Raw genomic sequence first — 24,399 nt, forward strand, 5'->3', positions numbered from 1 at the left:
TGCACCTGTCCAGGACAAAAAAGATAATTGTAGGATGAACTATGAAGCTGGGTAAGAAGAAAGCTCCCGAGGCGCCTGTTGATGAGCAGCCGGCTGCCAAAGCTGACAAAAAAACCAAAACCCGGGCTCCCGCAGGCTCTAAATTAAAACATCTTGGCTCGACAGCTTTAAAACAGGCTCTAGTGGTTATGGCGGCTGGTGTGGCGGCGGTCATTCTGGTGCAGTTTCTGGCGTTGCAGCCAGCGGCTGACAAACGCGTTAGTGCCTGGAAAACCGTCGAAGCAGATGCGGCTGCACAGCGTATAAACCATTATCTTGCGCTGATGCAGCAGAGTGTGAACGGCTTGGCAACTCAGCCTCACGTGGTGGACACGTTGATGGAGCGATCTGAAACCGGAGCCGTTGAACAGACACTGGCTACGGCTTTGCCCGGTGCTCAGGCCGCGTTCCTGTTTCCCTATCGCGAGATTCCAAGAACCGGAAGCGGGCTGCTGGGTTTTGCGGGGCTTGAGCTGGCACGCCGTGCTGAAAGTAGTCAATCCCTGTACCCTGATGCCTTCCCCCGGGAAAGCCGCTGGTATATGCAGATGGCAGCTCCGGTTCGAAATCCCGCCAGTAAAGCCGTTGTAGGCAGCCTTCTGGTGGTCTTTGATGCATCACTTCTACAGCCGCTTCTTTCCGTGATGAACACACGCCTTGGAGGGGAGCTTGCGTTGATACAAACGGTCTCCGGCGCATCCCGGACTTTCGTCAATAAAGGCGACGGCGCGGGTGCAGTCGCCACAGAAACTCGGGCGCTCGCCAATCCTGACTGGACGGTTAGCTACAAGGCAGGCGTCTTGCCGGAGCCTTCAGTCAATATTCTGCTGGTCGCACTGCTAGTGGGCCTTCCTGCCCTGATCGCAGCCATACTGGTGTGGATGTTGCTGATCGGCGCCCAGAAGAACCTGCGCCGCGAAGTAGCTAGCTTGGTTCAATGGGCCCACAAAGTGTTTGGTGGTGAGCGTCAGAAACTGCCCACCTTCCAATGGGATCTGGTTGCCTCCGCAGCTGAGGTGCTTTACAGGCTTTCCCAGGTGGTGGACAAGCGTTTGACCAAAGTGGCGGAAGCGGCAAGGCCAAAACCCGTGAAGGGTGCAAAGGCGGCCAAAGCTGCAGACGGTGAGCCGCTGTTTCAGGATAAAGAAATGCCGGATATCGACATGTTGGACGGTGACGAAGATGTTTTGGGCTTCGGCAGCGGCAACGATGACAGCTCATTCTTTACCGGTGGAGAGATGCCGGGGGTTGATGAGGTGGATGAATCAGATGTTGAAATGTCACCGGATATTTTCCGGGCCTACGACATAAGGGGAATTGTCGGTGAGACTCTTACCTCACCGATTGTCGAGCGCATTGGTGTCGCCATAGGCTCAGAGGCAATCAGCCGTGGGCTGGCATCGCTGTGCATCGGCTATGACGGTCGTCACTCAAGCCCGGAACTGGCAGATGCGCTCGCCCGGGGTGTTATGGCATCTGGCTGCAACGTTATTCATGTGGGCGCCGTGCCAACACCCGTGCTGTATTTCGCGACCCATCACCTAGAGAACGGATCGGGCGTTATGGTCACTGGAAGCCATAACCCGGCTAACTATAACGGCCTTAAGATTATGCTGGGCGGTGAAACACTTTCTGGTGATGCTATTCAATCGCTTTATAAGCGAGTGCAGACCGGTGATCTCGCTGCTGGCCGTGGTACTCAGTCTTCAGACGATGTGCGCAGGGCGTATCTTGATCGTATTGTGGGTGATATCGCTGTTGCTGCGCCGCTCAAAGTGGTGGTCGATGCCGGCAATGGTATCGCAGGCGAACTTGGCCCCATGCTAATTGAGGAACTGGGTTGCGAAGTAATCCCGCTGTACTGCGAGGTGGACGGAGATTTCCCTAACCATCATCCCGATCCCGGAAAACCCGCCAACCTTGTTGACCTTATCGAAAGGGTTAAAGCCGAAGGCGCAGATCTTGGTGTGGCGTTTGATGGTGACGGCGACCGGCTGGGCCTGGTGACCAATACCGGCAAGATTATTTGGCCGGATCGCCTGCTGATGCTTTTTGCCCGTGATGTTGTGTCACGGAACCCAGGTGCCGATGTGCTTTACGATGTGAAGTGTAGCCGTCGACTTGCCGGCGTGATCTCTGAAGCTGGCGGGCGCCCCATCATGTGGAAAACTGGCCACTCGCTGATGAAGGCCAAGATGAAGGAAACCGGTGCTCTGCTTGCCGGTGAGATGAGCGGCCATATTTTCTTTGCCGAACGCTGGTACGGGTTTGACGACGCGCTTTACTCGGCGGCCAGGCTTTTGGAAATACTCGGCATCGAAGATCGTCACAGTGACGAGGTATTTGAAGACTTCCCGGAGGACATCAGCACGCCGGAGCTTAACGTTGAAGTGACCGAAAGCAGTAAGTTCACCCTCATGGAGCAGTTGAGCCAAGAGGGTGACTTTGGTGACGGTAACATCAGCAATATAGACGGCATTCGGGTGGATTATACCGATGGCTGGGGTTTGTGCCGGGCCTCCAATACCACACCTATGCTGGTGCTGCGCTTTGAGGCTGAAACGGATGAAGCGCTGGAGCGGATCAAAAATGTTTTCCGGACCCAGCTACAAAAGGTAGCGCCGGACCTAGTGGCCGGCTTTTGATGCTGGCTTCGCTGCCTTCAGGCTCCCGATTTTCAATATTGATTTATTAAGGCAACAAGATGACCCTGGATCGTGAAACAGCAATGCAAGTGGCTTCAGTTCTGAGCCGTGGGTTACCGTACATTCAGAGGTTTACCGGGAAAACGGTTGTTATTAAGTACGGCGGCAACGCCATGGAAAATGAGGAGCTTAAGAGTAGTTTCGCCCGCGATGTGGTGCTTATGAAACTGGTGGGCATCCACCCGATTGTTGTCCATGGTGGTGGCCCTCAGATTGGTGAGTTGCTGCAGCGTCTTAATATCCAGTCTCGCTTCGTGAACGGCATGCGTGTTACCGATGCTGAAACCATGGACGTGGTGGAAATGGTGCTGGGGGGGCTGGTAAACAAGGAGATCGTTTCTCTAATCAATGCCCAAGGCGGCACTGCCATAGGTCTGACCGGAAAGGATGCCAACCTCATTCGCGCCCGCAAGCTCGAAGTGATGGATCGTTCGCCGGAGATGGAGCGCCCGGAGATTATTGATATCGGGCGCGTGGGCGAGGTGGCTAGCATCAATGTGGACGTGATCGATATGCTCACCCGCAGTAACGTGATCCCCGTGATTGCGCCGATTGGCGTTGGGCCTGATGGCGCCTCCTACAATATCAACGCAGATTTGGTTGCCGGCAAGGTTGCTGAGGCCATGAAGGCCGAAAAACTGATTCTGCTGACCAACGTGTCCGGCCTTAAGAGCAAGGAAGACAAAGTGCTCTCTGGCTTGACCGCACAGCAAGTGAACGACCTGATTGAAGACGGCACCATCCATGGCGGCATGCTGCCGAAGATCCGCTGCGCACTGAGTGCGGTGGAGAATGGTGTGCGAACCTCTCATATCATCGACGGCCGGGTAGCCCATGCGTGCCTGTTAGAAATCTTTACTGATGAGGGCGTCGGCACTCTCATTTCCCGCAACTAACGATTTCCCGCAACTGACGGCGCCGCCTAAGGATTTTTCGGATGAAACGTCTGCTCACAACTCTGATACTGGCATCTCTGCTTTGTTTTTCCGTGTTCAAAGCCGGAGTCTGGTGGCTGGCGGATCAGCGCATGGCAGAGGCACACCAAACGCTTAGCGAAAGCGGTGTTCTGGATCGAGGCAAGATAGGTTCCGGCGTTGAGGGGCGTCTGATTCTGTCCGGGGCCTACTGGCAGGATTTCGAACTGACTCAACCATTGGCCATTGGCCGGGCGGAATTTGAAGCCGGTTCTCCTATTGCCCTATTGAAGGCTCTGATGGACCCTTCCGACCTGCCGGCCAGCTGGTCGCTGGAGGTAGAAGGGCTGGCACTGGTGCTTGAAGCAATCATGTTCCGCAACTGGGTAACGGCGGACGGAGCCAGGGATAGCGAGCAAGCGGCTTTATTCGCGTTTTCCTGCGCACCAGACCCGCGCCAGCAGCTTGGCAGTGGTGATCTGTTACGCATGGGCATTACCCGCTTGGCCGGCGAGCTTATCCTTTACCAGACCCCCGACCGCGTTCATCTTGAGCTCAACTCTGAAAACACGGGTAGCCTGGAGCTGAACTGGCCGGGTGCTCGCATCAATCTACTATCACCTGAAACAACGCTGACCAGTTCGAGCCAACCCTTAGAGATCACACTGAGAGACGGTGGTCTTATGCGCAGGGTTGCAGCCTACTGCGCTAGGGAGGCCGGTGTGGAAACTGCGCAATGGGCAGGGCGCGCGCTGGAGGCTTTTGAGACCGGGTTGGAAGCTCGCGGCTGGCGCGCCAGTGATCAGTTGCTAGCCTTGTATCGGCAGTGGCTGCTTAAGGGCGGAGAAATAACAGCGTCTGTGCGGCTGGGTTCCGAAACCTTTGGTATACCGGTGCGCTCAGAGGAAGAAGGTGCGGATGGCTCCACGGCTTGGGAACTGGAATACAATGGCGCCATGGTACCCGATGTTTTCCTTCGACAAGCTGAGCCGGTTGTCGTTGAGCCTCCGAAAGAAGCGCTTGAACCGATGGTGCCCCGGGAGAATCCAGAGATAACCCGTTGGCACACCGAAGATCTGGAACAGGCAACGGCATGGGTGGGGCGCAAGGTTCGGGTGACACTTTCGAACGGCAATGTCGTTGAAGGTCGTTTGGCGAGTGTGACCGAGCAGGAGTTAGAAGTTTCCCGGACCGTAGCAGGAGGCGAAGTGGCATACCCTATAACTGCGCGTGCGATTACATCGTTTGAGGTGTGGCGCCGCGGCCAGACACACTAGCGTTCACGCCAGCCGAGGAGACAAAATGCAGCACTTTCCTGATGAGACTGATAGCCGAGCACGTGTAAACAGCGCCGACACCGTGCCGGGTGTGCGCGATATGCTAACAAAACTGATCTCGCTGCCGTCTATCAGCAGCGCATCGCCAGAGTGGGATCTAAGCAACGAGCCGGTCATTCGAACCCTTGGGGAGTGGCTGGAGGCTTTGGGGTTCTTGGTCGAAGTTTTGGCCGTGCCCGGCCAGCCAGGCAAGTACAATCTGATTGCTACTCTCGGCAGCGGATCTGGCGGCCTAGTGCTTGCTGGTCACACAGACACAGTGCCTTTTGATGACAAGCGCTGGCAAAGCGATCCCTTTACCCTGACCGAGCGAGACAATCGCTGGTACGGTTTGGGCACGTGTGACATGAAGGGCTTTTTCCCGTTGGCAATCGATGCAGCCAGAGCGTTTTCAGCTTCTGATCTGAAGCAGCCCCTGATTATCCTCGCCACGGCGGATGAGGAAACCTCCATGAACGGAGCCAAGGCCCTTGCTGAAGCCGGCAAGCCTAAAGCCCGTTACGCGGTCATTGGTGAACCCACCAGTCTCAAGCCTGTGCGCATGCACAAAGGCATCATGATGGAGCGTTTAACGTTTGAGGGACAGTCTGGTCACTCGTCTGACCCAGCGCTGGGACGCAACGCTATGGAGGGGATGCACGAGGCGCTTGGCGAACTTCTCGCTTTGCGTACAGACTGGCAGGCGCAATACAGCAACCCGAATTTTGATGTGCAGGTGCCAACGCTCAACCTTGGCTGTATCCACGGTGGCGATAACCCGAACCGCATCTGCGCCCGTTGCGAGTTGCATTTTGATCTGCGCCCGCTGCCGGGAATGAGTATGGAACACTTGCGTCAGGATATTCTGCACAGAATTCAGCCAGTGGCTGAGCGACGCGAACTGATCATGGAGTTTGAGCCTTTGTTCGACGGCGTTCCACCGTTTGAAACGCCGGCAGATGCCGTGCTGGTGCAAGCCTGTGAGCAGCTTACTGGTCACACGGCCCATGCGGTCGCCTTTGCGACTGAGGCCCCATGGTTACAAAAGCTGGGTATGGAAACCCTGGTTATGGGCCCCGGTTCTATCGACCAAGCCCACCAGCCCGACGAGTTTATAGAACTGTCCCAACTAGAGCCCACGGTGAAAATTCTCAGGGGCCTAATCCGGCAGTTTTGCCTTTAAGTAAACGGGTATACGCATTAAAAAATACGGATTGGAGAACGACATTTGAAATCGAACGGCTGGCTGCATTCATTTCGCCATTCATCGCCTTATATCAATGCCCACCGTGGCCGTACGGTTGTGTTGACCATTCCAGGCGATGCGATTGAGCATGAGAACTTCATCAACATCATCCATGACATCGCACTGCTGAGCAGTCTTGGTGTGCGCTTGGTGGTTGCCTTTGGAGCTCGCCCGCAAATTCAGAGCCGCTTGGATGGTGCTGGTCTGGAGTCGTCGTTTTCGCGCAGCTTACGCATAACCCCCGAAAATCATTTGCCGCTGGTTATGGAAGCAACCGGTGGTTTGCGGGCGAACCTTGAAAGCCGGTTGTCCATGGGGTTGGTGAATTCGCCCATGCACAATGCCCGCATCCGCGTGAGCAGTGGCAACTACGTAACAGCCAAACCGGTTGGCGTGCTGGACGGAATCGATTTCGGTTACACCGGTAAGGTACGGCGGGTTGATGTGGCCGGTATCGAGAAGCTTCTGGAGCAGGGGCACATTGTTTTGCTGCCGCCTTTGGGGTATTCGCCCACCGGGGATACCTTCAATCTCTCTTACGAAGACGTAGGTAGCCAGGTAGCGGCAGTTCTGCAGGCGGAGAAGCTTATTGTCTTTATTGATGACCAGGGGTTGCTCGAACAGGACGGCTCTTTGATTCGCGAGCTTTCAGCCCGGCAGGTCCCTGAGCGGTTGGCGGACGGAACCATTACTGGGCACGACGCAGATCTGCTGCGGGCCGCCTGCGATGCGTGTGTAAAGGGCGTGAGGCGGGCACATATTATTAGTTATGTGAACGACGGCGCTCTGCTGGAGGAACTGTTTACCCGGGACGGTACAGGAACGTTGGTGAGCGGTGATAACTATGAACAAATCCGGCAGGCCCGTGCTGAGGATATCGGCGGAATTCTGGGGTTGATTGAGCCGCTGGAAGAGCAGGGCATTTTGGTGCGGCGGTCGCGGGAAATGCTTGAAACCGATATTGAACACTTTGTTGTCGCGGAGCGTGATGGAACCATTGTTGGTTGTGCCGCTTTGCATAACTACCCGGATGAGGGTGCGGGTGAGCTCTCCTGCTTTGCGGTGGACTCCGCCTATCGCCGCGCCGGCCGTGGCGACGAGATTCTTCTAATGGTTGAAAAGCACGCCCGCAGCCAGGGTGTCCAGAAACTGTTTGTGCTCACAACGCAAACAGAACACTGGTTTCGCGAGCGGGGCTTCCAACCAAGTACGGTTCAGGCTTTGCCTGGGCCTAAGCTTGCCGCTTATAACGCCCAGCGCAATTCAAAAGTTTTTTTCAAACCGCTCTGACAGATCTTGCAGCGCCTGCTGGCGCTGATTCTCGGGTTGCTGGGAAAGAGCTTTCACAGCTTCGTAAAACGCGGGGAAGTCATAGCCGGTCTGTTTCAGTAGCTGTCGAAACGCCGGCACGTGCTGGTTGTATTGCGCGAATAGCGCGATCCGGGCGTTGTTGAAGGCGACAGGAGCGGGTCCAAATGGTTCTTTTTCGTGCCCACCTCTGTTTTCTAGCAGGCCCTCATAAGCCGCATTGAGTTCACCAAAGATGCGTTGTTTACGCTCACGAAGGCTGCCTTCAGAAAGTACACTCTGTTGCTGATATAGCTGCTCCAGTTCAGTGCTAGCGGTTTCAATCAGATCGTGAGTGCTGTTGCGCAGCTCAAGCCGGGTAAGTGCTTGTTGGAATACTGATGGATCGCCTTGGTGTGCGAGCCAAAGTTTAAGGCCTTCCAGTTCAACAGCTGTGGCAAAACTCTCGTTAAAGGCCGTATCCCCTGCCATGTAGACCACCCGGTGGGCCAGTTCGTGGAACATCAGGGCGACCATGCGGTCATCGTCGAGGTTGGTAAAGCCGGAGTGCAGCGGATCGTCAAACCAGCCCAGTGTCGAGTAGGCTGTGACACCGCCGATGAACGTGTCGTAGCCCTGAGTATGGAAGCGTTGCTCTTCCCGCTGGGCATCTTCAAGATGAAAATACCCTCGGTAGGCTTGACACCCGAGAACCGGATAGCACCACTGGTGCGGTTGCAGGGAAAATTCAGGCACTGCCACCAAGTTAACCACTACCCAAGGGTGATCAAGCACCACGTAATCTGTGAATGCGTCTCCAGGATTCAGCGCGAGTGGATTGTCGGCGAAATGCCGAGCTTGGCGCGAAAGTATAAGTTTGTCACGAAGCTCAGAGGTTGTGCCTTCGCTGGCTATAAAACTGTCGACCGGTTTACCTGCCATAGTCAGGGCGAGGTGGCCGCGAATTGCCTGAGCGTAGTAGCTGATGGTGGTGCAACCACTTAACAGTGTTATAAGTAGTAAAACTGTACATATCTTACTAAGCTGTTTCATAGGCTATTATATTATGGCGGGACTGGGATTGTGTCCGTGAGTGGTCGCTATAGTACACTTAAGACTGCAGTTGTACGCACCGTCTTTTTCTCATAACGACAGGTAGTTCATGGATCCGAGAGAACGTCGAAGCAGCCCCCGCAAACCCATCAAACTAGCCGCACAGATTGATCTTGGCACAGGTGAGACTTGGCCGTGCCAGATTGCAGATTTTTGCGCCGAAGGGATTTTTGTCCGCTATTCCGGTGAAACATCCCGAAAACTTGACCGGGCTTTTGCTGCTGTTACCTCGCCTGACCTGATCGTGCGGTTCCGAGGGTCCGATGGAAAACGCAGACACGAGCTTACCGTGAGCATTGCCCGGCGTATCGATGGTGCCATGGGTGTTAACTTTACGCGCACCAACCCAGATGCCTTTGCAGCGATGTTGCAGCAATGTGGCGGCTCTAGCGGCCAAGATCGGGCCTCACTGCGTGCGCCGAGTGAGCGTGTGCAGTTTGTTTTGCACCAATCTGCGCGCGCGGTTACCCAGCATATAGAGCCGCTCATGGATGCCTGCTTTGTGCAAATGGCCGCCGCGCTTAAAGAGGCAGCGCAGAGAGCCACGAGCGACCAGCAGGCAAACGAGTTCATGGACTTTTCGGGCCAGGTTCAGGCCCGCCAGCGTGTAATCTGGCGCCAAATCGCCCGCAGCCTTGAATCCCCACTCAAACCGGCCCCAAAAGGTTTTCCGGGCTCTGAGCTCTCCGTGGTAGATAAGGGGGAGTTTGAAGACTGGCTGACAATCCGGGTTATGGTCACAAAGGCCGACACCCTGTATCGGAAAGAACTGCTGCAGCTCAAGCTACGATTGGACAACCTGGGTATTGCCAACGCGACCGGGCATCACAACCCGCTTGGTCCATCACTTGTGTGCGAGTCGTTTCATGCCGGGCTGAACCAGCTCAAAGCCTCCAGAGACGTAGAGAAGATTTGTTTGAAGGTGTTTGAGCAATCGGTTCTGCACCACCTCGGCCCGCTCTACAAAGAATTGAACAATATCCTGATTCGCCATGGTGTGCTGCCGGATCTGGATCTCAGCAAGTATCTGAGTGAGCAGCCCCTTGCCAGCTCTAAGAAAAAGCCAGCGCCAGACCAAAAGCCGCCAACGAAACCGGAACCGGAACTGCAGCAAAGCGACCGGGGGAAATCACCGGAGGAACCCTCCGAGAGCCGGGATAAAGGCGCTGGCAAGGCGCGCGCGGGCAGTGAGTTTCGGAGTTATGCCCAAACCGCGCAAACCGCGTTTGCAACCGTACGAAACTTGCTAGGGACTCTCGCTGTCAGCCGTGCAGCACGGGGCGATACCGAGCCTGCACCCTTTCCCTCTAGCGCGCAGCCAATGTCTTCCGGTGATTTGCAGCGTGAACTTCAGCAGCTTCAGGCAGAGCTAGATGATCCTGCGAGCAATGTTATTCCGCTGCGGGAACGGGTGGTCGGAAAAGTCCGTGAGGGGGGTGTTAAAAAACTGGATGAAGAGCAGCAAGACACGTTGGATGTCGTAGATCGTTTTTTTCACTCTGTCACGGAAAGCCCGAAACTCAGCGAATACGCACAGGAGCGAATGCGCCAACTTGAGGTTCCGGTTCTGAAAGTGGTGATGCGCGACCCCGCATTTTTTGACGATAAGAACAGTCCAGTTCGGGGAGTGATGAACCGGTTGGCCCAGCTTGGTGTTAAGGGTGGCCGTCTGAACCCGGTAGTTCAGCGGCGCATTGATGAACTTATCCAGCGAATTGTTGCAGAGTTTGAACAGGATACTGGGGTTTTCGAGCAGACGGTTCAGGAACTCGATGGCCTGATTGACCGCCAGAACCTGGCTTACCGTCGCAACGTTGAGCGGGTAACCGCCGCTGCAGAAGGTGCCCAGAAAGTTGCCGAGTCCAAGACAGCGGTTATAGATGTACTGAGCACAAAGCTGGCCGGGCGTAACATCCCGAAAGCCGTTCTAAGTTTGCTTGACGGTGGCTGGCGGGACTTGTTGTCACTAACCTGGATTCGCCAGGGCGCGGATAGCCAGATCTGGCAGGATTATCTTGCCGTGGTCGACTCGTTGCTGGCGTTTTCAGCGGACCGAGACAACCCAGTGAACCTGCCCGAATTGCTTCGGGTTATTCAGGATGGACTGGCATCTATTTCCAGCAATCATATGCCGTCGTCTCAGATACGCGATGAGCTGAAACAGTTTCTGGTGCGCAGCCCTGAAAATCCGCCAGAAATGGTGGAAGTACCGCCCGCACCGCCTGAAAAAGATTTTAAGCAGTCGCTATCAGAGCGAGAGCAGCGCAGCCTTCAGCGTTGGATGAATCGTGCCCAGAAACTTCGGACAGGTGACTGGCTGCGGGATCAGGAAAGGCCCGATCAGCCGCAATACATCCGCCTGGTTTGGGTAGCCCGCGGGTTCAGCCGGTTTGTTTTTGTGAACCACCAGGGCATGCGGGTTGTGGAGCTTGAGCTGGAAGCTCTGGCGCGCCAGATGCGCAAGGGCATTATCGTGCCGGATGGCCAGTACGAGCGGCCGCTGGTGGATGAAAGTATCGACCGCATGGTGCGTAAGGTATACGACCAGCTGTCTTGGGCTTCTACCCACGATGAATTGACCGGTCTTCTCGGTCGCCGTGAATTTGAACGTATGCTCGACCAGCAGCTGGCGCGTCGCGAAGACGAGCGGTCTTTGCTCAGGCTGGATTTGCGCAAGTTCCGCCTGCTGAACGACACCGCTGGTTATCAGGCAGGTGACGATGCTCTTAAGCGTGTGGCAGATCTTCTGCGCAGCCATGTAGGTGACGGAATGCCCCTGGCCCGGCTTGCAGGAAACGAATTTGGCATGCTTGTGCCGGCCGAACACGCAGACGATGCAGCTCGTAATCTAATTGCTGCCGTAGAGGCAGCAGAATTTGTCTACGGCGAGCGTGACTACCGATTGTCTGCCAGCATTGGGGTTGTGCCTGAGCTACCTGGTTTGGCCAGCGCTGAGCGCTGGCTGAGGGCGTCTGAGGAAGCTTTGGGTGATGCCAGACAAAAAGGACATGGCAACGTGGCAGAGTACTCTCTGGGTGCCGATGACCAGGCCCGCCAGGAACAAATAGCGGCGAAGGTTGCCAGCCTCGGTGATTTGGACGAAGAGCGCATGTTGTTGCGTTGCCAGAAGATTATACCGTTGCACAGTCGCACCACCATGGCGCCTCAATATGAAGTGCTGATAAGCATGTACGACGATGCCGGAGTGCTCATCACTGGCCGGGACTTTGTGCGCATGGCAGAGCGGTATGACCGCATGCAGGCTGTCGATCGCTGGGTAGTCGGGCATATGCTGGACTGGTTGCGAGTGCAGGCACCGGATCCGCGTCACCTAGGCGGCGTGTGTATTAACCTTTCCGGCTATTCACTGAACGACCAGTCGCTGCTTGAGTATATCTACGAAAAACTGAGCGAAAAGGACGCGCCCATCGAACGACTGTGGTTTGAAATAACCGAAGCCTCGGCGATCAACGACGTACAGGCGGTGGCAGAATTTATCATCGAGATGAAAGAACTGGGATGTAAATTCTGCCTCGGAAACTTCGGCAGCGGCCCTAGTTCGTTCGAATTCATGCGCTCGCTTCCGGTAGATCTGATCAGGATTGATAGTGCGTTCACCAGTCAGCTCAATACCAGTGAAACCGATCGCGCCATGGTGCAATCTATGGTGGATATGGCGCATTACATGGATCGGGAAGTGATGGCTGGCCAGGTTGAATCCCGCGACGTTCTGGATACACTCAGACAGTTGGGTGTGGATTACGCTCAGGGTTTTGTGGTCGAGAAGCCCCGGTCTCTTGACAGTCTTAAATGATTTTTTTATTTCTTATCCAACTTCCGGCGCGCTTCAGTTATGTCAAAACGACACCCCATTATTGCCGTTACCGGCTCGTCTGGCGCTGGCACAAGTACCACCGGACAGATTTTCCGACGTATGTTTGCCAATGAAGAGCTAACCGCGGCCATGGTTAGCGGTGACAGTTTTCACCGCTATAACCGGGAGCAGATGGCGCGTCTCGCCGCCAAGGGTCAATTTGGTGAGCGTAACCATTTTGCTTTGGCTGCCAACCATGTCGATAAGCTGGAAGCGCTGTTTTATGACTACGGCCATACCGGTAACGGCCGGTATCGGCAGTATGTTCACGACGAGGATCGAGCCCTGCAGGCTGAGGGCCATAAGCCGGGTACGTTCACGGCTTGGGGGGCGCTGCAACCGAACACGGACCTATTGTTTTATGAAGGCCTGCACGGGGCCGTTGTGAGTGAGGCGGTTAATATCGCCCAATATGTGGACTTGCTCATTGGTGTGGTGCCCATTGTAAATCTGGAGTGGATCCAAAAAATACATCGAGATACCCACCAGCGTGGTTACAGTCAAGACGCAGTGGTCGCAACGATCATCAATCGAATGGACGATTATGTTCGCGATATAGTGCCGCAGTTTTCACACACTCATATCAACTTCCAGCGTATCCCTCTGGTAGACACGTCCAACCCGTTTGTTGTTCGGGATGTGCCCACAGAAGATGAAAGCATGCTGGTGATTCGATTCCGAGATGCCTCCGAGGTAGATTTTTCCTACTTGCTGCAGGCTATACAGAACAGCACGCTTTCCCGCCATGACACCCTCGTTATTCCGGGCACAAAAATGGCGCTGGCCATGGATCTAATCGTAAGACCCATGGCGCAGCGCCTGATTGCTCAGAAATCGTTTGCCTGACTTTTCTCTGAGTCATGCCTGGCTGGCATCTTGCCGGGGCCGTTATTCCACGTTGCGGGAGTAGAAAATTTCCAGCTTTTCGCGCTTTAAGCGGTCTTCGATAGACTGAGCTATCTCAGGGTCTAACTCATCGGCATTCACGCCGAATACATGGTTATCCAGGTTGAACGCTTTCACCATCATCTTAGTGTGAAAGAGGTTTTCCTGATAAACGTTCACATCGATCATCTGATAGGCGTTCTGCGTATCTTCGGTTAGATAGTTCTGAATCGAATTGATGTCGTGATCTATGTAATGCTTGGTGCCGTCTACATCGCGGGTAAAGCCACGCACACGGTAATCAACGGTTACCACATCCGAATCGAAGCTGTGGATCAAGTAGTTCAGCACCTTCAAAGGCGAGATCAAGCCGCAGGTAGACACGTCAATGTCTGCCCGAAAGGTACTGATGCCCTCGTGGGGGTGGCTCTCCGGATAGGTGTGCACCGTGACATGGCTCTTGTCGAGGTGCGCGACAATGGTGTCGGGAAGCGGGCCGGGGGACTCTTCATTGTTGGGGCCATCGCTGCTGGCCAGTTCATGCTCGGCGATGAGCATGGTGACCGATGCGCCGTGAGGCTCGTAATCCTGACGAGCGATGTTGAGAACGTTGGCGCCGACAATCTTGACCACGTCGGTCAATATCTGGGTCAGGCGTTCCGCGTTGTACATCTCGTCAATGTAATCAATATAGGCTTCACGCTGCTCTTCAGTCTGCGCGTAGCAGATATCGTAGATATTGAAGCTCAGGGATTTGGTCAGGTTGTTGAAACCGTGCAACTGGAGTTTTGATTCCATGCTCAGCCCCTCCGGATTATGGAGATGAATAACGGAAGAGCGGCAATTGCGCGCTCTGCTTAGGCCGCCACCGACTACTGACTAGGTTGTTTACCTTTTGCGCAGACCGGCGGAGAAAGGGCGGTATTATGCACGCCACGCTCGGTGATGAATAGTACTGTAAGAAGGCTTATTCCGCTTCGCGGATTTCGTGGCTGTGGGTGATCTCCACGCCTGCCTTTTCAAGCATGATAGAGGCAGAGCAGAACTTCTCTGAAGACAGACTCACCGCACGTTTTACCTGGTTTTCTTTCAGGTCCCGGCCGGTTACAACAAAGTGCAGGTAGATCTTGGTGAACACCGACGGCACGGCATCTGCGCGCTCGGCTTCCAGTTCGGTATGGCAAGCAGTGACGTCTTGCCGACTTTTTTTCAGAATGTTCATTACATCAAAGGATGAACAGCCTCCCAGGCCCATCAGAAGCATTTCCATGGGGCGGGGGCCGAGATTTTCGCCGCCGTGATCGGGTGGGCCGTCTAGTTGCACGCAGTGCCCAGTGCCGCTGGTAACTCGGAAGCTGGCGTTGCCTGTCCAGTCGACGGTTGCTTTCATGAAAGGTGTTCTCCTGTTGCACAGGGGCGGGCATGTGCCGGCCCGGAAATATACGGATGGGGCAGAATGCTAGCACACCCTGGGTATACTGACAGGTGACTTAGAGTTGGCAGCACTCATCTCCAGATACATCCTGTATACTGTTTTCAGTTGCTCGAAGCAGGCCTTCTTGCTATAAGTTGCTCTGTTTTGTAGTAAAAATAAACGAACCCGCAGGGAAAGCTGGGGTGAACAACAAACATCGGAACCCGCCAGTATTTGAGGAGGCACGACTCGCATTATGGCCACTATCGTCAAGCCGGTTGAGCAAAAAACCAAACATCTCGACTATTTTCTTTCGCAGTGTCATCGCCGCCGGTATCCGGCCAAGAGCACCATTATTTACGCTGGTGACAAAAGCGACTCCCTCTTTTACATCGTCAAGGGTTCCGTCACGGTTATCATCGAGGATGATGACGGCCGCGAGATGATTATGACCTACCTCAATGCCGGGGACTTTTTCGGCGAGATGGGGCTGTTTGACAACATGGACTCGCGCAGCGCCTGGGTGAAGGCTAAAACCGAATGTGAAGTGGCTGAGATCAGCTACTCCAAATTCCGGGAAATCGCCCAGCAGGATCCCCGTATTCTCTACTTTATTGGCGAGCAGATGGCCTCGCGGTTACGCCAGACCACCCGTAAAGTGGGCGACCTAGCATTTTTGGATGTAACCGGTCGTGTTGCTCGAACCTTGCTGGATTTGTGCAAGGAGCCCGACGCCATGACACATCCAGATGGCATGCAGATCAAGATCACTCGTCAGGAAATCGGCCGCATTGTGGGCTGTTCTCGCGAGATGGTGGGCCGGGTGCTTAAAACCCTAGAAGAGCAAGGGCTTGTAATGGTTAAAGGCAAAACCATGGTGGTCTACGGAACTCGCTGAGAGCCGATATAACTGCGTCCTGCTCTGGGCAGCTTGCGAACCTCGGTTGCAGCTTCTTAAGTAAGTAGCCGGGCCGGTTACTAGCTAGTCAACAAGGGCGACGGATTTAATCTGCATCCAAACCTTCTGCCCGGGCTCAATAGCCAAGGTGTGTACCGCTCGTGTGGTAAGGCGTGAGAGAAACGGGGTTTGTCCTGCCAACAAACGCACCATAGAGGTCCCCGGGCTTACGTCCGAGGCTACTTCATCAACCGTCGCTGGCAGCAGGTTTTGGATGCTCTGGTCGGTTTGTTGGCTTCGGGCCAGGCTGATATCCCTCGCAAGCACCTGCAGGCGAATGCGTTGCCCGATTTTCAGGCCTCCATCCGCGCGCAGCCACAGGTGGCCGCCGGCAAAATCAGCGCGGCACAAATGCCACTGTTCATCGCGCTCCGCGATGGTCGCATCGAGAATCACGCCGGCATCTTTCTCGAAGCCAAAGGGCTGATCCGTGCGCGCCATTATCTGTTGCAGTGGGCCCTCAGCAACCACCCGGCCCTTGTCCATCATTACTATGTGATCTGCCAGCCGAGCGACTTCTGCGGTTGAGTGGGAAACATAGAGCATGGGGATGGCGAGAGTGTCCCGCAGACCTTCTAGGTAAGGCATGATCTCCTGTTTGCTGGCCTGATCGAGAGCAGATAGGGGCTCATCCATCAGCAACAGCTTGGGGCTGGTCAGCAGGGCACGGGCAATAGCGACACGCTGGCGTTCTCCCCCTGAGAGTTTCACCGGCATGCGTTCGAGCAGATGAGAGAGACCCAGCCATTCGGTGGCCTGATCAAAGGATATCTGGCGCTCATTTTTCGGAATGCGTTTGTACCCGTACATTAGGTTGCGCTTTACCGAAAGGTGGGGGAACAGGCTGGTTTCCTGAAACACATAGGCCAGAGGCCGCTGGTGAACGGGTCGGCTGCGACTCTCGCCTGCACCCGTACCCTCAGTCTGCCATTCATCCCCGTTAACACGCATGATGCCATCAGCAGCCTGCAAGCCTGCCATACAACGCAACAGTGTTGTTTTGCCGCAACCTGAGTGCCCGAACAGCGCGGTGAGCCCGCTCCCCGGTAGGTTCAGATCCACATCCAGTGTAAACGCCCCGAAGTGGCAAGCGAAACGAGCTTGAATTCCTGACGCAGCCATTATTTTAGCAGTCCCGATTGCATCCGGCCGTTGAGTGAATAGAGCGTTACGAGCACCACGAAGGAGAAGGCGACCATACCTGCCGCTAGCCAGTGGGCTTGGGTGTACTCAAGGGATTCTACGTGATCGTAGATGGCCACAGAGAGCACCTTGGTTTCACCGGGTATATTGCCGCCAATCATCAGTACAACACCAAACTCGCCGATAGTGTGGGCAAAGGTGAGGACGCCAGCGGTGAGAAATCCCGGCCGGGCCAGGGGAACCACAATGGAAAAAAAGCGATCCCGGGGCGAGGCTCGGAGCGTGGACGCGACTTCAAGAAGCTGCTGATTGATGGATCCGAAAGCATTTTGCAGAGGCTGAACGGTAAACGGCAGCGAATAGATGACGGATGCAATCACCAAGCCCTCGAAGGTGAACGGCAATAAACCCAGCCCCAGCTGTTCGGTGAGTTGGCCCACCATGCCTTTTGGGCCCATGAGCACCAGAAGATAAAACCCGAGAACCGTGGGCGGCAATACCAAGGGCAGCGCGACTACTGCCGCAATGGGTTGCCTTACCCAGTGGTTGCTGCGGGCCAGCCACCAAGCGATGGGCGTTCCCACGACCAAGAGCACAGCGGTGGTCACGCCTGCAAGCTTAAGGGTGAGCCACACAGGCTCCCAGTATATGTCCATGGTATTTGCCGGTTACCGCTTAGTGTTCGGTTTCGTAGCCAGATTTTTCAATAATGGCCCTGGCTTTGTCACCGCGCAGGAACTCAAGCCACTGGCGAGCTGAATTTTTGTTCTCGCTACGGCTCAAAAGAATAGCCTGTTGGTTGATTGGGGAATAGTAGTTCTGTGGAATCATCCAGAGTGAGCCGCCTTTATCATCCCAAGCGCGCACCTGCGAGAGAGCGACAAATCCAGATTGGGCGTTGGTGGTGGCGACAAACTGGAAGGTCTGGGCAATGGAGTCACCGCGTACCAGGCGATCCTGCAAAGAATCCCAAAGATTCAACTCGGTGAGCACCTCTTGTGCAGCCAAGCCGTAAGGTGCCGTTTTTGGGTTCGCAATGGCCAGTCGGGCAAAGTCGCCGGACTTTAGCCAGACCTTTGGGTCTTCAAATGTTCCGGGTACCGGGCTCCAGAGAGCAAGCTTGCCGCGGGCGTAGGTGAACCGAGAGCCCGCCACGCCCTGGCCATTCTCCTCAAGAAGCTCGGGCCGGTGGCTGTCCGCAGCCAGAAACACATCAAATGGCGCGCCATTAGCTATTTGCGCGTACAGCTTCCCAGTCGAACCGTAGCTTGCAACAGCTTCCAGCCCGGTGGCTTTACCAAATGCCACAATAAGATCGCGAGTGGTATCGGTAAAGTTGGCTGCCACCGCAAGACGAACATCGGCAGCATGGGCGATACTGCTGAATGTCAGTAGCAGACAGAGCCCTAGACCTAGCTTTAAACATAGCTCTAAATTTGGCCCTGCCAGTTTGTGAGAACGATTTTTGAGCACGGACATGAGTTTTCCTTATATTCTTTGGTATATAACGATCGCGACACTAGGCGGGGGTTTCAGGCATCAGGTTCTTTCCGTGGGGCAATCAGCGATAACACATGCTCCCGGACTTCTGCGGTATTGCTTTCGTTCAGCATTTCGTGCCGACCACCTTCGAACAACCTAAGGCTTGTCCCCCTAATGCCGGCGTTGCGGATGGTCTGAATATGTCGGCTAACACCTTTGCCCATTCCTCCAACCGGGTCGTCTGAGCCAGAAAACAGATGAACAGGGAGATCCTTGCGCCACCTCGAAGGTTCAATGGCAAGCATACCTTGAATGAAATCATGCCACAGCCCTGTGGTGCATTCGAACCCGCACAGAGGATCTGATACATACTGGTCTACTTGGGTGGTATCTCGGCTTAACCAGTCGCAGTCGGTTCGGTTGGGTTGAAAAAGGCGGTTGAACTTACCGAAGGTCATTTTTGCGATGGTCGGGCTTCGGTGGTGGTTGCTGTATAACCGGCGGATGCCGCTGACCAACGCTCCGGAGGCCCACAGCTGGGGGCGGTGAATTTGGTTGGTGGCGCTCAGGATCAGACAGTCCAAGGAGCCCGGATGTTGCTGTGCGCAGCCTTGGGCAATGAACGATCCCATGCTGTGCCCGAGCAGTGCCAGAGGAATACCCGGAAAGCGTTCCCGTGCATCGAACAGCACCCGGTTAAGGTCGTCGATCACTTTCCCCCAGCCATCCACGTCACTGTAATGGCCCAGCTGGTCAGTCGGGCATGCAGGGCCATGGCCCCGGTGATTAAAGGTAATAACGGCAATACTGCGTTCGGCAAGCCAACGGGCAAAATCAGCATATCGCCCCGCGTGCTCCGCCATGCCGTGGGCGATAACTAAAGCTGAGTGAGGCGTGTCTGGGCAAAACACCGTACCCGTTATAGCGTGGCTATCCTGGCCGGTCAGGCTTAGGGGCTGTTCTTGCATGCTGTTTTCCGGAAGCTGGTGAGGCCGGGCGTTTCCACTCCGGCGGTTTCCATAAGTGGCTCAGCCGTGACACTAGTCCACCTGGGCGTGCCATGTCGCGGAACAGATCCACGTATTCGTGAGTCCAAAGTACAAACAGGTTGTTGGACGGCGCTGGGCGGGTAATGCCGTATTCAATCGGCACCCTGGCGTCTTCATCGGTAAAGGTTCCAAACAAGCGATCCCAGATGATCAGGGTGCCGCCGAAATTGCGGTCAATATAGTTCGGATTGCGGCCATGGTGAACCCGGTGGTGGCCAGGGGTGTTGAATACCCGTTCGATCCAGCCAGGCAGTCGTCCCACCAGTGTGGTGTGAACAAAAAATTGATAGACCAGAGACAGTGCATAGGCGATTCCTATCCACACAGGGTTAAAGCCTAGCAAAGCCATGGGCAGGTAAAAGGCCCACCCACCATTGAATATGTTAGTCGCGTTCTGGCGCATGGCCGTGGAGAAGTTCATCCGCTCAGAGGAATGATGTACTACATGAGCGGCCCAGAACCAGCGCATGCGGTGACTGGCACGGTGCATCCAGTAGAAGCAGAAATCCACACCTACAAAGGTAAGAAAGCCGGTCAGCCAGTTCAACTCAAGCTCAAAGAGGCGGTAGTGGTAGCACAGCGAGTAAACCGGAAAGGCAATAATGCCGGCAAACAGTAGCTCGGTGGCCTGGTAGCCCGCCCCTAGGGTGAAATTCCGGATAGTTTCCCGGGTATCCATTAGCTGCGGATTGTGCCGTATTTTCAGATATTCTACGGCTGTTACTGCAAGAAAAACCGGCGTCGCAATAACAAAAATAAGTTGTCGCTCATCCAGGGTCAGCCACGGGGAAACCGCCTGCCAGAGAGCTAGCAGACCACTTTCCTCAAGTACAGCAAGCACCATCTCGGTCAGCGACATACAATTCTCCTCAACTATAGGTTCCGAACCATTCTCACACGAGCTCGTAAGGCGGGGCATGTCGCATCACGTCATCGATAGTAGCGATTTACGCCAAGGGACTATCTGTAATCACTGTAAACTCTGCTGAGCACCTGCAATTTCGGCTGCCACTCGTTAAGCCAGTTTTGTATTTCCTTTGGTATCCGCGCCGGTTTTGGCCAGGGTACTGGGTAGGCTTCGGGCTGAAACAGCGGCGCGAAAAGCGCAGCGGCTGTCAGGTCTGCGCGGGAGAAGGATTCGCCGGCTAGGAACGGCTGGCGGCTGTAGATCTCCGCTAACTCGATAAGCAGACCTTCCATCACTTTTCGGGATTCTTCCGCTGTTTTCTCGTTGATTTTCATCCATTTCCGCATGGTTTCGTCTACCCGGCTGAACACTAGGCTGAGCACAATGCGATTGTAAAAAGGCGTGCCTGCAGTCAGTAATGGCACCACAATTTTCGGGCGTTGCAAGAAGTGGTGATAGGAGTAACAGCGCACTGCGGGGCCTGCTTCTTCATCCAGGCGTTTTTCCCACGCCAGTGCCTGAGTTCTTGCAGGCTCATCTACTGGCGTAAGCGGCCTGTCGGGGAAGGTTTTGTCTAGGTAGTCGAGTATGTTTGATGAACCGTGAATCACCTCGCCATCACGTACCAACACCGGCACAGAAGTGCTCGCGCCCTTGGTGAGCTTTTGTACGGTTTTTACGTGCTGCCCCGGCAGCAGGTTTGTGGTTTCATAATTAAGAGTCTTGTAATCCAGTGCCCAGCGGATTTTCTCGCAGTAGTGGGATATGGCGAATTGATAGAGCCTGAGAGCCATGCGGTACCTCCATAGTGATGAGCTTCAGCATAGCTTTGAGCCAGAGGGATAAAAAGCGGTGTGGCTATATGAATTGCGTGTTTTTAATGGCTTCGCAGTTCCTGCAATTGGTTTTTCCCCGGCCTTGTCTTTAAGATGCCGGCATTCATTCACGTTATAACCATAGGTTGTGTCCATGTACTTACAGCGGGTTTTGACGACATCCGTCGTCGCAGCTACCGGGCTCTTTCTCTCTGCGTGCGCCACCGGGCCGGATACGCACATGGTTTCAGGCAGCTATCAGTGTGGCCAGTTGAACGTAAATGTTGCCAGCGCGAGCGACAGCGACCTGCTTGGTGTTGATTACCAGGGCAAGCGCCTGCTCCTTAAGCCCAAAACGACTGCTTCCGGAGCGCTTTATGTGGCCCCCGGAGATGATGAGACCCGCTTTTGGAGCAAGGGTGAGCGGGCAACGTTCACCGTAAAAGGGCAAGCCTATCCGAAGTGCTTGCAGGCCGGAGCGCTGGAAATGCCGTTTGAAGCCACGGGCAACGAGCCTTTCTGGCATGCCCGTGTTGAAGGCGATGAGTTGTTGTTTAACCGTCCTTACGAATCCGGAGAGCCAGAGAAAGTTGCGCTTGAAACAACCGTTGCGAACCGGCACGGTCGCGAGTTTCGTGGTGAGTTGGATGGGCAGGAGCTGACGCTTAAGGTAGCCCGCCAGTTGTGTGAAGATAATATGTCTGGCGCCCAGTTCCCGGCGCAGGTTCGCCTTGAACTGAACGGAAAGGTTTTCCAGGGTTGCGGTGGCGATTCAGAGCGCCTGTTCCGGGGAGCGGAGTGGGTTGTTGAAGATTTGGCCGGTGCCGGAATTATCGACCGCTCCAGGATGACCATCGAGTTTTCTGGGGAGAACCGTTTGGCCGGCATGGCATCCTGCAACCGCTACGGAGGCCAATACGAACTTACGGCCGAAGGTGTGAGCTTCGATTATATGTTTGCAACGAAAATGGCTTGTGCGCCTGCTTTGATGAACCAAGAACAACGCTTTCTGGAGCTTATGTCAGATGTAAAGCTCGTGTCGATTGGTCGTCATGGAGAGCTGGTGCTAACAACGTCTACGGGCGAGGAAATTAAGGCATTTTAGTTTGCGCGATGGCACCTCGCTGTTTAAGCGCTTGTAGGAACCAGGGCGCGGGTCAGGTCTTTCATGCTGAGACTGCCTACTGTCTCGTCGTTCCGCAGCACCCGAAATATCTTGTCCGTATCGCCTCCCGACAGGGAAAGCACTGTCTCCAGATTGTCCTTCTCTGAAATGTCCCCGGCGTAGTCAGTATCGTTCGCGCCGTGGCGCTTCATGATGGAGCGTACCCGAAGCACCCGCGCGCGATTTATATCGTTTATAAAGGCAACAATATAAGGGTCATTGGGGTTGAGCAGGATGTCCTGTGGGTCACCTTGCTGAACCACTTCGCCTTCTTTGAGAATGACCAGATGATCCGAGAGCTTCAATGCTTCATCCAGATCGTGCGTGATGAATACAATCGTCTTTTGCAGCTCTTCCTGAAGCGCTAGTAGCAGATCCTGCATGTCTGACCGAATCAGCGGATCCAGCGCAGAGAAAGCTTCGTCCATCAGCATGACCGGGGAGTTGGAAACCAGCGCGCGGGCTATGCCAACCCTTTGCTGCATACCGCCGGATAACTGGTGAGGGAACTGGTTTTCATTGCCCTCAAGGCCCACTCGGGCCAGCCATTTTACGGCTTCGCTTTCAAAATCTGCGACGGTGGCGCCCCGAATGTTGAGGGCCATGCCGGCGTTCTCAAGCACGGTCTTATGCGGCAAGAGTGCAAACTTTTGGAACACCATGGACATCTGCTCTCGCCGAAGCAGACGCAGCTGATCCTCGTTCAGATCCAGAACATCAGAGTCATCAAGCCGAATTTCCCCGGCGGTCGGTTCAATCAGGCGGTTGAGATGTCGGATCAGCGTTGACTTGCCGGAGCCAGAAAGCCCCATGATAACGGTGATCTTGCCATCGAGGACATCCACGTTGATATCTCTCAGCCCAAGAACATGATTGTGCTGATCCAGCAGGTCAGCCTTGTTCATGCCTTGCTTTACATACTCAAGTGCCACATCCGGCGTTGGCCCGAAAATCTTGTAGAGGTTTTTGATGGAAATCTTTATATCGTTTGCCACGTTCTGTCCTCACTGATTTTGGCTGGCATTGATGCGTGCCAGAGAAGCCTTTGTTACCCGGTCAAGAATGACAGCCAGGATAACAATGCCGAGGCCGGCCACCAGACCGACGCCGAGATCCAGGTTACGAATACCGCGAAGCACCAGAACACCGAGGCCGGGAGCGGAAACCAGGGATGCGATAACAACCATGGCGAGGCTCATCATGATGGTCTGATTCACGCCAGCCATAATGTTGGGCAGGGCCAGGGGTATCTCAACTTTGAATAATTTTTGACTGCGCGTCATGCCATATGCGTCCGCGGCTTCAATCACGTCCTTGTCCACCAGCCGTATACCGAGGTTAGTCAGCCGAACGACGGGCACGATGGCGTAGAGAATAATAGCGATACCGTAAAGCTTGGATTCGGTCACGCTGAACAGGAAAATCAGCGGAATCAGGTAAACAAAAGGCGGTAACGTCTGGAGCATGTCGAGTATCGGAATCGACACCCGTTGCATGGTGTCGCTTCTGGACATGGCAATGCCTATGGGCACCCCGAACAGCACACAGAGAAAGGCACAGACAAAAATAATGGCAAGGGTCTGCATGGCGTATACGTAGTAATCAATGAACGCCAGCAGGCAGAGACTGGCACCAACGAACAGCACCAGCTTCCAGGATTTGGTGACCAAAAAAACGACCGCGAGCATAATGGGGATGACGATCCACCAGGGCGTACTGATCATGCTGTAGAGGGCGCCATCGAGAGCCCAGCTTAGCGGCTGAGTCAGCGGGTCGAGTACTAGGCTGAGGTTGTCTTTTATCGCAAGAAAGCCCTGTTCGAGACCCTGTGTAAGCTCTCTGGACTTGGGAAATGCGGAGCAGGAGTCGTTTAGTGCATCCATTGAAGGAAATGGCATGTCCCACAGAGATTCAGGCTCCCCACTTTTACCATTGGCTTTGGCGAGGAGGTCGGCCATTGACATAGGGCCGTCTTCGTTACCTTTCGCGCACCATTCTTTTAACCCAAGTGTCGAAAACAGGGAGTCGTAGGTTGCCATTTGCGTTTAGCCTCGTCTGCGCATGGGAACCCATGCGCCACAGAATTC

20 protein-coding genes are annotated in these 24,399 nt (G+C 54.8%); 9 read left to right on the forward strand and 11 right to left on the reverse strand.

Annotation, left to right across the window (positions count from 1 at the left end):
* The first annotated feature begins 41 nt into the window (after positions 1-41).
* Genes CPH80_RS23200 through argA form a run of 5 tightly spaced genes read left to right on the forward strand, consistent with a single transcriptional unit; the run spans position 42 to position 7,510 of the window.
* Positions 42-2,684, forward strand: a complete 2,643-nt coding sequence (locus tag CPH80_RS23200; RefSeq protein WP_096279760.1) for a phosphomannomutase/phosphoglucomutase — start codon at positions 42-44, stop codon at positions 2,682-2,684.
* Between the two features lie 59 nt (positions 2,685-2,743).
* Entirely contained in the window at positions 2,744-3,640 is an 897-nt protein-coding gene (gene argB, locus CPH80_RS17240) for an acetylglutamate kinase (protein ID WP_096279761.1), read from the forward strand.
* A gap of 41 nt (positions 3,641-3,681) precedes the next feature.
* Positions 3,682-4,935, forward strand: coding sequence for an acetylornithine deacetylase (locus CPH80_RS17245; RefSeq protein WP_096279763.1), 1,254 nt, complete (start codon positions 3,682-3,684; stop codon positions 4,933-4,935).
* Positions 4,936-4,960: 25 nt separating this feature from the next.
* Positions 4,961-6,157 carry an acetylornithine deacetylase gene (argE, locus tag CPH80_RS17250; RefSeq protein ID WP_096279765.1) on the forward strand — a complete coding sequence of 399 codons (1,197 nt, stop codon included), beginning with the start codon at positions 4,961-4,963 and terminating at the stop codon, positions 6,155-6,157.
* 45 nt (positions 6,158-6,202) lie between these two features.
* The gene (gene argA, locus CPH80_RS17255; protein ID WP_096279767.1) at positions 6,203-7,510 is read left to right on the forward strand and encodes an amino-acid N-acetyltransferase; all 1,308 of its coding nucleotides are present in this window, start codon (positions 6,203-6,205) and stop codon (positions 7,508-7,510) included.
* Here argA and CPH80_RS17260 read toward each other — a convergent pair.
* Entirely contained in the window at positions 7,484-8,560 is a 1,077-nt protein-coding gene (locus CPH80_RS17260) for an aminopeptidase (RefSeq protein ID WP_096279769.1), read from the reverse strand. The two genes, argA and CPH80_RS17260, sit on opposite strands and share 27 nt — an antisense overlap.
* A 109-nt stretch (positions 8,561-8,669) precedes the next feature.
* Here CPH80_RS17260 and CPH80_RS17265 point away from each other — a divergent pair, with 109 nt between their 5' ends.
* Positions 8,670-12,434 (forward strand): DUF1631 family protein, encoded by a 3,765-nt coding sequence (locus CPH80_RS17265; RefSeq protein ID WP_096279771.1) that lies wholly within the window; start codon positions 8,670-8,672, stop codon positions 12,432-12,434.
* Positions 12,435-12,473: 39 nt separating this feature from the next.
* Entirely contained in the window at positions 12,474-13,340 is an 867-nt protein-coding gene (locus CPH80_RS17270; protein ID WP_096279773.1) for a phosphoribulokinase, read from the forward strand.
* A gap of 42 nt (positions 13,341-13,382) precedes the next feature.
* Here CPH80_RS17270 and speD read toward each other — a convergent pair whose 3' ends face one another.
* Together speD and CPH80_RS17280 are read right to left on the reverse strand one after the other, a co-directional pair.
* On the reverse strand, positions 13,383-14,177 hold the full coding sequence (gene speD, locus CPH80_RS17275; RefSeq protein WP_096279774.1) for an adenosylmethionine decarboxylase: 795 nt from the start codon (positions 14,175-14,177) through the stop codon (positions 13,383-13,385).
* A 169-nt stretch (positions 14,178-14,346) separates the two neighbouring features.
* Positions 14,347-14,769 (reverse strand): OsmC family protein, encoded by a 423-nt coding sequence (locus CPH80_RS17280; RefSeq protein ID WP_096279776.1) that lies wholly within the window; start codon positions 14,767-14,769, stop codon positions 14,347-14,349.
* Positions 14,770-15,049: 280 nt separating this feature from the next.
* Here CPH80_RS17280 and crp point away from each other — a divergent pair, with 280 nt between their 5' ends.
* On the forward strand, positions 15,050-15,691 hold the full coding sequence (gene crp, locus CPH80_RS17285; RefSeq protein ID WP_096279778.1) for a cAMP-activated global transcriptional regulator CRP: 642 nt from the start codon (positions 15,050-15,052) through the stop codon (positions 15,689-15,691).
* 84 nt (positions 15,692-15,775) lie between these two features.
* On the opposite strand, the gene modC is transcribed toward crp, so the two are convergent.
* The 6 genes from modC to CPH80_RS17315 all read right to left on the reverse strand — a co-directional run bounded on the left by modC (position 15,776) and on the right by CPH80_RS17315 (position 21,126).
* Entirely contained in the window at positions 15,776-16,873 is a 1,098-nt protein-coding gene (modC, locus tag CPH80_RS17290) for a molybdenum ABC transporter ATP-binding protein (protein WP_096279780.1), read from the reverse strand.
* The gene (gene modB, locus CPH80_RS17295; protein ID WP_096279782.1) at positions 16,873-17,550 is read right to left on the reverse strand and encodes a molybdate ABC transporter permease subunit; all 678 of its coding nucleotides are present in this window, start codon (positions 17,548-17,550) and stop codon (positions 16,873-16,875) included. The genes modC and modB overlap by 1 nt, the downstream gene beginning before the upstream one ends.
* A gap of 19 nt (positions 17,551-17,569) precedes the next feature.
* On the reverse strand, positions 17,570-18,373 hold the full coding sequence (gene modA, locus CPH80_RS17300; RefSeq protein ID WP_096279784.1) for a molybdate ABC transporter substrate-binding protein: 804 nt from the start codon (positions 18,371-18,373) through the stop codon (positions 17,570-17,572).
* 53 nt (positions 18,374-18,426) lie between these two features.
* Entirely contained in the window at positions 18,427-19,344 is a 918-nt protein-coding gene (locus CPH80_RS17305) for an alpha/beta hydrolase (protein ID WP_096279786.1), read from the reverse strand.
* Positions 19,307-20,284, reverse strand: a complete 978-nt coding sequence (locus tag CPH80_RS17310; protein ID WP_096279788.1) for a sterol desaturase family protein — start codon at positions 20,282-20,284, stop codon at positions 19,307-19,309. Before CPH80_RS17310 ends, CPH80_RS17305 begins: the two co-directional genes overlap by 38 nt.
* A gap of 101 nt (positions 20,285-20,385) precedes the next feature.
* On the reverse strand, positions 20,386-21,126 hold the full coding sequence (locus CPH80_RS17315) for a glutathione S-transferase family protein (RefSeq protein ID WP_096279790.1): 741 nt from the start codon (positions 21,124-21,126) through the stop codon (positions 20,386-20,388).
* Positions 21,127-21,301: 175 nt separating this feature from the next.
* Here CPH80_RS17315 and CPH80_RS17320 point away from each other — a divergent pair, with 175 nt between their 5' ends.
* Positions 21,302-22,252 carry an META domain-containing protein gene (locus CPH80_RS17320; protein ID WP_096279792.1) on the forward strand — a complete coding sequence of 317 codons (951 nt, stop codon included), beginning with the start codon at positions 21,302-21,304 and terminating at the stop codon, positions 22,250-22,252.
* Positions 22,253-22,275: 23 nt separating this feature from the next.
* Here CPH80_RS17320 and CPH80_RS17325 read toward each other — a convergent pair whose 3' ends face one another.
* Positions 22,276-23,307: an ATP-binding cassette domain-containing protein gene (locus tag CPH80_RS17325; RefSeq protein ID WP_096279794.1), complete on the reverse strand. Its 1,032-nt coding sequence runs from the start codon at positions 23,305-23,307 to the stop codon at positions 22,276-22,278.
* 9 nt (positions 23,308-23,316) lie between these two features.
* Positions 23,317-24,351 (reverse strand): ABC transporter permease, encoded by a 1,035-nt coding sequence (locus CPH80_RS17330; protein WP_096279795.1) that lies wholly within the window; start codon positions 24,349-24,351, stop codon positions 23,317-23,319.
* Between the last annotated feature and the right edge of the window lie 48 nt (positions 24,352-24,399).

The sequence above is a fragment of the Marinobacter sp. LV10R510-11A genome (genome assembly GCF_900215155.1).
Classification (GTDB): domain Bacteria; phylum Pseudomonadota; class Gammaproteobacteria; order Pseudomonadales; family Oleiphilaceae; genus Marinobacter.